The sequence below is a fragment of the Kribbella sp. genome, assembly GCF_035687465.1.
Taxonomy (GTDB): Bacteria; Actinomycetota; Actinomycetes; order Propionibacteriales; family Kribbellaceae; genus Kribbella.
Genome location: NZ_DASRXP010000262.1, coordinates 1 through 10,995 on the forward strand (window position 1 = coordinate 1; position 10,995 = coordinate 10,995).

Genomic DNA, 10,995 nt, shown 5'->3' on the forward strand with positions numbered 1-10,995 from the left:
CGGGGTGAACCACGTCTCGGCGACCGCCGCCAGCTCCAGCAACTCGGTGATCCCGGTCCGGCCGGCGTCCGGCTGCAGAATCGAGGCAGCACCTCCCACGAGCCACGGCTTGAACTCCTGCCGATGCCGCAGGCTCTCGCCGATCGCGACCGGCGTATCGATCCGCCGAGCCACCTCTGCATGACCCGCCACATCCTCGAAGCCGACCGGCGCCTCCAAGAACCAGGTGCCCATACTGTCGAGTCCCCGGCCGAGGCGGATCGCCTCGGCAACGTCGTACACGCCGTGGATGTCGACAGCGACCAGCAAGTCGTCGTGGACGTTGCGTAGGGCTTCGACCGTGGCAAGGTCGGCCCGCACGCCGTACCCGAGTCCGAGCTTCACATGCCGTACGCCCTGGTCCACCCACTCCCGTGCGATGGCGACCCGCTCGCTGTCCTTCTTCCCAGGCAGTCCGGACACGTAGGTCGGTACCACGTCCCGCTGGGCTCCGCCGAGCAACTGGTGAACCGGTACGCCGGCGATCCGCCCGGCCAGGTCCCACAGCGCGACATCGACCGCAGCGACGGCATCCCCCTGGTGTCCGCCGAGGTGGCCCCGCTCCCGCATGAGTGCCCGAAGTGCGGTGACCAGCGGGCGAACTCTGGTCGGGTCGGCTCCCAGCAGGGCGGGCTTCAGCAGCAGTTCGATGATCTTGGCCGGAACCTCGGGAGCGACAGGGGCCAGGGCCTCGCCCCAGCCGACCGAACCGTCGTCCGCGGTCAGCTTGACCAGCAGGGCCTCTCGTCCGGAGGCATAGATGCTCGGCCAGGGCGGCTTGGTGGTGTAGGTCCGCTCCTGCCCGCCCAGAACGAGAGGAAACACCTGTACGTCGATGATCGTCGGCATCAGCGAATCCCGGTCAGCGGAGTGGTTGCGGCAGGAAGGTCCAGCCGGTCGAGTATCGCAGCCAGGCCCGCCCGTGCCCGGCTGTCCAGCTCACGGGCCGGGACCCGGACCGCCGCGTGCTCGATCAGTCCGCGGCGAACCAGCACCTCCTTGTGGACGGCCCAGGCGATGCCCGACTGCAGGCCGTACACCAGCAGCGGCAGCAGCAGGTCGAACCGCGCCCGCGCATCGTCGTACCGGCCGGCTCGCCAGTCGGTGAACACGGGCGACAGCAGGTCGGGGATCTCACAGGCGGGCATCGAGCCGACCGCCCCGGCCGCGAGTTCGTCGAGCAGGAACTGGGCGTTCTGCCCTCCGAGTACGACGAAGCCCGGCTCGTCGATCCGGTCCACCACGGCAGCCACCTTGGGTGCGGTCGGTGGCGCTTCTACCTTGACCGAGGTGACACCGGCCAGTCGGCTGAGCTCCGCGATCTGCGGCGGCGACATAGCCACGCCGGTGACGCCCGGAGCGTCCTGCACCATCACCTCAGCTCCAGCGGCCGCCACCGCGGCATAGAATTGCGGTAGCTGGGCCGGACTCGGTGCGACCATGAACGGCGGCAGCACCATCACCACGTCGGCGCCCGCGAGTGCGGCTTCCCTCGCCTGCTCGACGGCCGTCACTGTCGAAGTCGCAGCGACCCCGACCACCAGCGGAACGTGGCCGGCGACCACTTCCGCGACAGCCGTGGTGATCAGGCGACGCTCGGCGGCGGTCAGGGCGAAGGCCTCGCTGGCCATCCCGAGCACAGCGACCCCGTGGACTCCGCTGGCCAACTGGAATTCGGTCAGCCGGCGCAGGCTCGGCAGGTCCAGACTGCCGTCGGGGTGGAAGGGCGTGGCCAGGATCGGCACCAGGCCTTCGACGGTCGGCGGTGCGGTCGGCACAGCGGGCTCCTCGGTGATCAGCATTCGACATCCGTTCGATGCTTGACGAGATCCATCATGTGCGTAAGGCTGCCACATGGTGGATGACGACGTCCATCATTCGAGGTAGGGGATGCAGTCGTGGGGACCGAAGCAGGGACGAACCAGAGCGTCGAACGCGCCGTGGCCGTCCTGCGTGCCTTCACCGGTGCCGGCGCTCTGCGGGTCACGGAGGTCGCGAAGGCCGCCGGCCTCCGGCAGTCCACGGCCTCCCGGCTGCTGAGCACTCTCGAGCAGGCGGCCTTCGTCGAGCGTGACACCGATGGGCAGTATCGCCTCGGCGCCGACCTGATCACCCTGGCCGGTGTGGCCGTGAACGGTCATCCCGTCCACCATGCCGCTCGGCAGCGAGCCCAGTCCCTCGCGGCGACCACGGGGCTCGGCGCCAATGTCGCAGTACGGCATGGGCAGCAGGCCTTCTACCTGTGCAACTTCGAGGGGCACCTCGCGCCCCGATCGTTCGCGCTGACCGGCCGGCGCAATCCCCTGCACGCCACCGCGCTCGGCAAGTCCCTCCTGCTGGGAGTAGAGCAGCGGCGGGAGTTGCTGGGGGAGTTGGTCAGATACACGCCGCGCACGATCACCGACCACGACGTACTGGATACCGCGATCGAACAGGTCGCCTGGCAGGGCTACTCGACCGAGACAGAGGAGCTCTCGCTCGGCCGGTCCTGTTTGGCGGCACCCCTGCGTGACCGGTCCGGCCTGGTCGTCGCTGCTCTGTCCCTGTCCGGCCCATCCAGCGTCGTCGACCTGCCTGTCCGCGAGCAGGAACTGTCCCGCCTCGTGGTGGAGACCGCCGACGCCATCAACTCGCAACTGGGCCACCACGGCCCCACCGACCATCGGATCCCGGCGCCCGCGCGCCACGACCTACGGAGCTGATCATGAAGATCCGCCCAGCCCTCACCGTGCTCACCTGCGCGGTGGCGCTCGCCCTGTCAGGGTGCAATCTCGTCGGCGGCAGCCCGGACTCGGGTGATGCCGCCGACAAGGTCACCGTAACCGTCGCCCTGGTGCCGGACCCACCGGGCGCCAGCGAGTTCTACCGCCAGCAGTTCGACGAGTTCGAGACGGCCAACCCGGGCATCGCCGTGAAGGTGCTGGAGAACCCGTCGGACCAGCAGTTGAACGCGGTCGAGCTGATGTTCCAGCAGGACAACGCTCCTGATGTCTTCCGCGCCCAGGACGACGGCATGGACCGGATGGCTGCCCGCGGCTGGGTCGCCCCGCTCGACGAGTTCGTCACGCCGGAGTTCCTGCAGCGGTTCCCGGAAGGCAGCATGGATCCGGCCACCTCCGGCCTGCACCGCGACGGCAAGCTGATGAGCCTGCCGCTGGTGTGGGGCCCGTGGTCGACGCTGCGGGTCTTCCTCTACAACGAGGACCTGCTGAAGAAGTCCGGCTTCGCCGCACCGCCGAAGACCTGGGCCGAGCTCGAGCAGATGGCCGGCAAGGTCACGGCCGACGGCAAGGGCAAGTACTTCGGGTACGCGCCGACCGCCGCCAAGGCGCTGGGCGTCGAGATGCTCGCCGACACGGCCGTCCCGTACTCCGTGCCGGCGACCGGCATCGACTACCGGACCGGCAAGCCCGCCACCTCCAGCCCCGGGCTGGTCGAGGCCGTCGAGCTGCATCGCCGGATGCAGGCCGCGAAGGTGATGATGCCGGGCTGGGAGAGCTGGGACGGCAGCCGCGCGTTCAAGGAGTTCGCCGCCGGCCGGCTCGCGATGTACCCGACGCCGCCGTGGCACGTCGCCGAGGTTCGCAAGCTGGCGCCAGAGATCAAGATGGGCATCACCGGTCTGCCGACGCCCGCGGCCGGGCGGAGCGCCTACCTGCCGCTGGCCAAGTCGTTCAGCCCGCTGTGGTCGATGTCGGCCAAGTCGACGCACAAGGTGGAGAGCTGGAAGGTGATGGACTTCCTCGCCTCGGAGTCCTTCCACAACGCCTACTACAAGAAGTTCGGCACACTCACGGCTCTCGAAGGTGCCTGGAAGGCCGACGCCGAGAAGAACCCGGACCAGGCCGCCATCCTGAAGGTGGCCGAGGAGACCATGCGGCGGGCGCCGAACCCGGCCCTGGCGAGCAAGGGCGGCCGCGCGATGACGGATGCGCTGGCTGCGAAGCCCGACCTGAAGCACACCGACGCGGCGTTCAGCTCGATCATCAAGAACCAGCCCTTCGCCCCGGTCGCCGCGCGGCTGGACAAGGACCTGCAGAGCTACCTGGACAAGACCTCGACAGACCTGAAGGCGAAGGGCCAGGAAGGTACGGCGAAGGATCTGACGTTCGCCGGCTGGGACCCGCTCAAGGACTACACGCCGGGAGGCTGACCGCATGACGACGACCGTCGAGCGCCCGCTCGAGAAGGTCCCGGTCGCACCGCGCGGACCCCGTCGGCCGGGACGGTTCCGCAAGCACCTGTGGAGCTACCTGTTCCTGGTGCCGATGGTGCTGCTGTTCGGTGGCTTCACCGTGTGGCCGATGATCGCCAGTTGGTGGTACGGCTTCTTCAACTGGGACGGGGTCGGCAACCCGACCGACTGGGTGGGCTTCGCGAACTTCGCCGAAGTACTGCAGGCCGAGTCCTTCTGGCGGGCGTTCTGGCACTCGTTCGCCTTCTCACTGGCGGCGATCTTCATCGAGATGCCACTCGCGCTGGTACTGGCGATCCTGCTGAACAGCAGCTGGCTGCGGTTCCGCAACCTCTACCGGCTGGTCCTGTTCCTGCCGGTGGTCGCGACCACCGCGGTGATCGGGATCGTGATCGCCATCCTGCTCGACCCGGCCGGCGGTCTGGTGAACCGGATCCTGCTCGACACCGGGCTGGTCGACCAGCCGGTCAACTTCCTCGGCAGCACCTCGACCGCGCTGCCCACGTTGCTGGCGATCGACGTGTGGAAAGGCTTCGGGATCACCCTGATCTACTGGCTGGCCGCCCTGCAGACGGTGCCGAAGGACCTGCAGGAAGCGGCCGCGATCGACGGCGCGGGCTTCTGGCGGGCCCTTCGCTTCATCACCCTGCCGGTGGTCACGCCGATCGCGATCGTGATCCTGCTGCTGGTGTTCCAGCGCAGCCTGAACACCTTCGACCTGGTGCGAGCCGTCACCGAGGGCGGCCCGGACTACGCGACCGATGTGGTTCCGACCTACATCTACCGTTATGCGTTCGACCCGTCGCTGCAGGCCCCGCGGTACGGGTTCGCCTCGGCGGCCGGGGTGGTGTTCGGTCTGCTGACGCTGGTCGTGACGTTGCTCCAGGCACCTTTCCTGAAGCGCAGACTGGCCGGAGGTAAGCCATGAACAGGCGCTTCGTTCGCCGCAACGGCTGGCACCTGCTGCTGATCCCGGTCTGCCTGGTCTGGATCTACCCGTTCGTCTGGATGGTCTCGGCCGCCTTCAAGACGCCGCGGGAGATGTTGATCGGCGGGTTGTCGCTGCTGCCGGACGACGCCACGCTGGAGAACTTCCGGCGGGCGTGGACGACGGCGAAGTTCAGTACCTACACGGCGAACACCATCACCTTCTCCATCGCCGTCGTCGTCGCGGTGCTGCTGGTGGCATCGACCGCCGGGTACGCGTTGGCGCGGCCCGGGCTGCCGGGCAAGAAGGTGCTGGTCGGGGTGCTGGTCGCGACGATGTTCATCCCGCACGGGTACACGATCATCCCGACCTTCCTGCTGGTGAACGGACTCGGGCTGGGCAACGGCCTGCTCGGTGCCGCGCTGGCTCAGGCCGGGCCCGCGCTCGTCGTACCGGTGCTGCTGTTCATGGGGTTCTTCAGTGGCATTCCGAAGGAGCTGGAAGAGGCCGCGCGGATGGATGGTGCCGGCTACCTGCGCACCTACTGGCGGGTGATGCTGCCGCTGGCGAAGCCGGTGATGGGGACGGTCGCGTTGATGAACTTCATCGGCGCGTGGAACGCCTTCTTCATCCCGCTGGTGTTCACCCTGGGCAACCCGGACCTGCGCACGCTCGGCGTCGGCATGTACGGGTTCTACGGCCAGGACACCACCGACTGGACCGGCCTGGCCGCCGCGGCCTGCATCAGTGTGATCCCGATCGTGGTGGTCTTCCTGTTCCTGCAGCGGACCTTCGTCGAGGGGATCGCCGGTGCGGTCAAGAGCTGACCGCAGTGGCGGGCGTGATGAGGTGAGGGCATGAAGATCGAAGAGCTCGACCTGGTGTCCTTGCCGGCCGCGGATGACTGGCCGGCGCTGGTGGCGGTGGTCCGGACCGAGGACGGCCTGACCGGGATCGGCGAGGTGGGCATGCGGGGCCGGGAACGTGCCGCGGCCGGGCTGATCGAGGATCTGCGGCCGCTGCTGATCGGCGTGGATGCCACCCGGATCGAACACATCTGGCAACTCGGGTTCCGGTCGGTGTTCTTCCCGTCCGACCGGCATCACGGATCCGTGCTCGCCGGGATCGACATCGCCTTGTGGGACCTGCAGGGCCAGCGCCTCGGCGTACCGGTTCATGCGTTGCTGGGCGGTCGCTCGCGCGACTACGTGCCCGCCTATGCGCATCTCCGGGGTGGGTCGATGGACGACGTACTGAACCATGCGGCGGAGTTGGCCGAGCTGGGGTGGAAGCACCTTCGGCTGACGGCCTGGGATCCGGCCGAGCCGGAGTACGGCGCGCGCCGGGCGGTGCGGTGGACGGTCGAGCTGATGCGGGAACTGCGGGCCGGGCTGGGCGACGAGATCGAGTTGCTGCTCGACGTGCACACCCGGCTGGACCTGGCCGAGGCCGTTCAGTTGTGCCGCGAGCTCGAGCCGATCCGGCCGTTCTTCGTCGAGGATCCCCTGCGCAGCGAGCATCTCTCGGCGTACAAGTCCTTGCGCGGCCGCGTCGGGGTGCCGCTGGCGGCGGGGGAGCAGCTCTGTACGAAGTGGGAGTTCCGGCAACTGATCGAGGACGAGCTGATCGATCACGCCCGCCTGGATCTTGGACACACCGGGATCACGGAGGGGCGCAAGATCGCGGCGCTTTGCGAGACACACCACGTCCAGTTGGCTCTGCACAACTCCATCGGTGCGCTCTGCACGGCCGCTTCGACGCACTTCAACACCGCGCTGCCGAACGTGAGTGTGCAGGAGCAGGCCCAGCGAGCTGTGCCGCCGCTCGGTGCCTTCACCTCGACGATCACCGCCGAGCCCGGCCGGCTCACCGCCTCGGACGCTCCGGGACTGGGGATCACGGCCGACCTGCCCCAGGCGTTGCCGCTGGAGACAGCCGTGATTCCGCGGCTCCATCGGCCGGACGGATCCGTCACAAACTGGTAGACATCCATTTAGTAGATCTCCCATCCGTACTATGGACATCGAAACCGCGCGGACATATCTTCGATGCACGCCTGAAACGCCTGCGTCTGAGGAGCCCTCTGATGACCGTCCGCCCTGTCCGATTCCTGGTTCCACTCGCTCTGATCGCGGCCGCCCTCACCACCGCTGTCGTCGGCAGCGCCGCAGCTGACCCGCCGCCCGGGCCGAACCACGTGCCCGCGGGATACCAGCTCGACTGGTCGGACGAGTTCCCCGGCGAGACGCTGAACGCGAACGACTGGTACAAGCGGGAGGGCTCCAAGGCGATCTGCAAGAACGACCCGGGCAACGTCACTGTCGGCGAGGGCGTCATGCACATCGCCTTGGAGAAGGAGACCTCGGGCGACACCGACTACACCTGCGGCGGCATCATCTCGAAGAAGACCTTCGGCTACGGGTACTACGAGACGCGGGCGAGGTTGTGGGGTGAGAGGGGCTGGCACTCCGCGTTCTGGCAGATGGGACTGGCCGACTACGTGCCGGACACCCCGTCGTACAAGGGGCCCTACAACAGGTTCAACGAGATCGACGGGTTCGAGATCGACTCGCACGCGCCGAGCACCATCCAGCAGCACACGCACTGGACCGTTCCGCAGCACATCGGCAATCCGGGTGGGGTGTACGCGGGGCCGGACTCGTCGGACGGCTATCACACCTACGGGTACGAGTGGCTGCCGTCGGAGATCCGGTTCTACGTCGACGGCGTCCTCAATCGGACGCTCGCCTACCCGGGACCGCACGCGCCGCAGAACGTCTGGCTGACCACACTCGGCTTCACGGAAGGCGTGGTCGAGACAAACCTGCCGGGTGAGACTACGTGGGACTACGTCCGCTACTACCGTCCCGTCGACTCCCGGAGTGACATTGCAACCGGAGAAGTCCTTGTAGACAACGGTGATCCGGGCTACGCCGAGACTGGCACGTGGTCGGCGGCGGGGGATGCGTACGGCTACCAGGACAAGCTCACCAGGCGTGCGGCGCCCACAGGTGCCAGTGCCAGCTGGACGCCGACGCTGCCGGCCACGCAGTCGTACGAGGTCTACGCCTGGAACCCGGACTTCATCAGGAGCGGCAGTACTGCGGCGCGCTACGCCATCACCCACGACGGCGGCACCACCAACGTCCTGGTGGATCAGACCAAGGCGGGCCAGCAGTGGATCGACCTCGGCAACTACGTCATGACGCCGGGAGCCGGGCGGAAGGTCCAACTCGTCAACAACGCCGGGGCAACGGGCACGCTGCGGGCGGATGCGGTCAAGTTCGTCCCAACGGTTGTCGTCGACAACGGTGGCACCGGGTACACCGAAGCGGGTTCGTGGACCAGCACCACCACAGTGAAGGGCTGGAGCGGCACAGACACCCGCTACTCGTCAGCACCTACATCCACTGCTCGCTGGACTCCGCAGCTACCGGCGGCCGGACGGTACGACGTCTACGCCTGGATCCCGGCTGGTTCTGCAGCGACCTCGAGGTACACGATCAACAGCACTGCGGGCCCGAGTCCCGCGGTCGATCCTGCTGAGTCGGTGGGAGTCGATCGCTGGGTGCGGCTCGGCAACTACGACTTCGCCGCCGGCGGTACCGGCTGGGTCGAGTTGAGCAGGTTGTCCGAGCCCGATGCCTACCTCCGCGCTGATGCCGTGAAGTTCGTCCCGGCTCCTGCTCCCGATGCCGTCGCGCCGGCAACGCCGACCAACGTCACCAAGACCGTCCAGACGTTCCCGACGACGGGTGACGCCGTTCTCAACCTGCAGTGGACACCTGTAACTGGCGCCGATGTGATCGGACACCACGTGTACCTCGACGGTCGCCGCCAGACGGCGAATCCCGTACGCCGTGGGTCGTTCCAGCTGCACGAGCTGGTGGCAGGGCAGACGTACCAGTTGTCCGTCACGGCGATCGACAGGTCCGGCAACGAGTCACCGGCCTCAGCCGCGGTCGCAGTACAGGTTCCTGTTGACACGCAAGGTCCATCGACACCTACCGGGTTGGACGGGGAGGCTGCGAACGGTCAAGCCGTCTTGTACTGGGACCAGAACCCCGAGCTGGACCTGCTCGGCTACAACGTCTACGCCGACGGCGTGTTGAAGAACAAGCCTGGAGAGCCGGTCGGCAACATCGGCAACCCCGGTCTGGTCGCCCAGGGCATCCCGGTGCTAGAGCTGACCAACAACGTGGCTCACACCCTGCAGGTCAAGGCCGTGGACCTCAGCGGCAACGAGTCGGCACCGGCCACGGTCTCGGTCACCCCGCTGGACATGTCGATCGTCGGGGTCCTGGACACGGGCTACACCGAGACCGGAACTTGGGCCGCGTCCAGCGTGCCAGGCTGGCAGACCACAGGAACCCGGGCCTCCAACGGTGCGGGCAAGACTGCCACCTGGCGACCCAACCTCCCCAGCGCCGGCCTGTACGACGTCTACGCCTGGGTGCCGAACCACTCGAACAGCACGTTGGGCGCCCGCTACACGACCGTCCATGCAACCGGCGCCGCCACCAAGGACGTCAGCCAGCAAACCGACGGCATGCAGTGGAACCTCCTCGGCCGCTTCCAGTTCAACGCCGGCACGGCAGGCGCCGTAACCATCTCCAACCCCTCCGGCGCCGGCTACCTCAGAACCAGCTACACCAAGTTCGTCCCGGTCGGCTGAGGTTCAGCGAGGGGCGGAGAGGATGCCGGTGAGGAGGCCGGGGTAGAGGGTGTCGAGGTCCTCGCGGCGGAGGATGCTGATCCGGCGGGTGCCTTCGGTGTGGGTGCTCAGGACGCCGGCCTCGCGCAGGGTGCGGAGGTGGTGGGCGCGGGTGGAGGCGGTGACGGGGAGGTCGATGTCGCCGCAGGCGATGCCTTCCGGGGCGTCCGCGAGAACGCGGATGATCTGCAGCCGGACGGGCTCGCCGAGTGCCTGCAGCACGGCCTCGACCCGGATGTCCTCGCGGTCGGGCTGCGGCAGGGCCTTCCTGGTGTTCATGGGTCCATAGTACGACCACGGTCGAAGTTCGATGAAGATCGTAGTACGATGAACGTCGAACTAGTCGCACCCCCTCGGAAGGTCCCCTATGTCCGCTCGCATCTACCTGCTGGCCGCTGGTGCCTTCGCCGTCGGTACCAGCGCGTACGTCGTGTCCGGCGTCCTGCCCGCGGTCAGCTCGGAGTTGCACGTCTCCCTGACCGCAGCAGGACAGCTCGCCACCGCTTTCGCGCTCTCGTACGCCGTCGGAGCGCCGCTGTTGTCGACGCTCACTGGCCGCTGGGAGCGCCGCACCCTGTTGATCGCGGCCCTCTTGCTGGCTGCGCTGGGCAACGGGATCGCGGCTCTGGCGACGGACTATCCGGTGCTCATCGTCGGTCGGATCGTGGCCGCCTTCGGCGCTGCGGCGTACACCCCGGCGGCGACGTTGTTCGCGACGGGATTCCTGCCGCCGGAGGAACGTGGGCGGGCTGTTGCCGTGGTGTTCGGGGGATTGACGTTCGCCCTGGTGCTCGGCGTACCGGCGGGCAGTCTGCTCGGTGGCAGCCTCGGATATCGCGGCGTGTTCGCGCTGATCGCGGCCGTCTGCCTGGTGGTCGCCGTGGCCGTGCGGTCGGCGCTGCCCAAGGTGGATGCGCCGGCAGCGGTGAGCCTGCGCGAGCGATTCGCCGGGCTGACCGACCGTCGGGTGCAGACCGTGCTGCTGATGACGGTGCTCGCCGTGCTGGGGACCATGAGCGTCTACATCTATGTGGTGCCGTTGCTGGCTGAGACCGCGCACCTGAAGGGCGGGACGGTCGGTGTGCTGCTGCTCGTCTACGGCATCGGCGCGGTGGCGGG

General features: G+C 68.0%; 10 protein-coding genes. 7 read left to right on the plus strand and 3 right to left on the minus strand.

Going from position 1 to position 10,995, the window contains the following annotated elements:
* The coding region (locus VFG33_RS13045) for a mandelate racemase/muconate lactonizing enzyme family protein (RefSeq protein WP_325025972.1) at window positions 1-888 on the minus strand (888 nt) is incomplete at its 3' end.
* The gene (locus VFG33_RS13050) at window positions 888-1,841 is read right to left on the minus strand and encodes a dihydrodipicolinate synthase family protein (RefSeq protein ID WP_325025974.1); all 954 of its coding nucleotides are present in this window, start codon (window positions 1,839-1,841) and stop codon (window positions 888-890) included. The genes VFG33_RS13045 and VFG33_RS13050, both read right to left, overlap by 1 nt.
* A gap of 96 nt (window positions 1,842-1,937) precedes the next feature.
* Here VFG33_RS13050 and VFG33_RS13055 point away from each other — a divergent pair, with 96 nt between their 5' ends.
* The 6 genes from VFG33_RS13055 to VFG33_RS13080 all read left to right on the plus strand — a co-directional run bounded on the left by VFG33_RS13055 (window position 1,938) and on the right by VFG33_RS13080 (window position 9,837).
* Entirely contained in the window at window positions 1,938-2,741 is an 804-nt protein-coding gene (locus VFG33_RS13055; protein ID WP_325025977.1) for an IclR family transcriptional regulator, read from the plus strand.
* Between the two features lie 2 nt (window positions 2,742-2,743).
* Window positions 2,744-4,192 carry an ABC transporter substrate-binding protein gene (locus VFG33_RS13060; protein ID WP_325025979.1) on the plus strand — a complete coding sequence of 483 codons (1,449 nt, stop codon included), beginning with the start codon at window positions 2,744-2,746 and terminating at the stop codon, window positions 4,190-4,192.
* Window positions 4,193-4,196: 4 nt separating this feature from the next.
* On the plus strand, window positions 4,197-5,162 hold the full coding sequence (locus VFG33_RS13065) for a carbohydrate ABC transporter permease (RefSeq protein WP_325025981.1): 966 nt from the start codon (window positions 4,197-4,199) through the stop codon (window positions 5,160-5,162).
* Window positions 5,159-5,989 carry a carbohydrate ABC transporter permease gene (locus tag VFG33_RS13070; protein ID WP_325025983.1) on the plus strand — a complete coding sequence of 277 codons (831 nt, stop codon included), beginning with the start codon at window positions 5,159-5,161 and terminating at the stop codon, window positions 5,987-5,989. The genes VFG33_RS13065 and VFG33_RS13070 overlap by 4 nt, the downstream gene beginning before the upstream one ends.
* A 30-nt stretch (window positions 5,990-6,019) precedes the next feature.
* The gene (locus VFG33_RS13075) at window positions 6,020-7,147 is read left to right on the plus strand and encodes a mandelate racemase/muconate lactonizing enzyme family protein (protein ID WP_325025986.1); all 1,128 of its coding nucleotides are present in this window, start codon (window positions 6,020-6,022) and stop codon (window positions 7,145-7,147) included.
* A 101-nt stretch (window positions 7,148-7,248) separates the two neighbouring features.
* Window positions 7,249-9,837 carry a golvesin C-terminal-like domain-containing protein gene (locus tag VFG33_RS13080; RefSeq protein ID WP_325025988.1) on the plus strand — a complete coding sequence of 863 codons (2,589 nt, stop codon included), beginning with the start codon at window positions 7,249-7,251 and terminating at the stop codon, window positions 9,835-9,837.
* Between the two features lie 3 nt (window positions 9,838-9,840).
* Here the strand turns inward: VFG33_RS13080 and VFG33_RS13085 are convergent, their stop codons facing one another.
* The gene (locus VFG33_RS13085; RefSeq protein WP_325025990.1) at window positions 9,841-10,155 is read right to left on the minus strand and encodes an ArsR/SmtB family transcription factor; all 315 of its coding nucleotides are present in this window, start codon (window positions 10,153-10,155) and stop codon (window positions 9,841-9,843) included.
* Between the two features lie 88 nt (window positions 10,156-10,243).
* Between VFG33_RS13085 and VFG33_RS13090 the strand changes: the two genes are divergently transcribed.
* Window positions 10,244-10,995: MFS transporter (locus VFG33_RS13090; RefSeq protein WP_325025992.1), on the plus strand; the 752-nt coding region annotated here is incomplete at its 3' end.

Excerpts from the sequence above, each read along its gene's own strand:
- VFG33_RS13050 (WP_325025974.1), bottom strand. The coding sequence starts at position 1,841 with ATGCTGATCACCGAGGAGCCCGCTGTGCCGACCGCACCGCCGACCGTC.
- VFG33_RS13060 (WP_325025979.1), top strand. The coding sequence starts at position 2,744 with ATGAAGATCCGCCCAGCCCTCACCGTGCTCACCTGCGCGGTGGCGCTC.
- VFG33_RS13065 (WP_325025981.1), top strand. The coding sequence starts at position 4,197 with ATGACGACGACCGTCGAGCGCCCGCTCGAGAAGGTCCCGGTCGCACCG.
- VFG33_RS13070 (WP_325025983.1), top strand. The coding sequence starts at position 5,159 with ATGAACAGGCGCTTCGTTCGCCGCAACGGCTGGCACCTGCTGCTGATC.
- VFG33_RS13075 (WP_325025986.1), top strand. The coding sequence starts at position 6,020 with ATGAAGATCGAAGAGCTCGACCTGGTGTCCTTGCCGGCCGCGGATGAC.
- VFG33_RS13080 (WP_325025988.1), top strand. The coding sequence starts at position 7,249 with ATGACCGTCCGCCCTGTCCGATTCCTGGTTCCACTCGCTCTGATCGCG.
- VFG33_RS13085 (WP_325025990.1), bottom strand. The coding sequence starts at position 10,155 with ATGAACACCAGGAAGGCCCTGCCGCAGCCCGACCGCGAGGACATCCGG.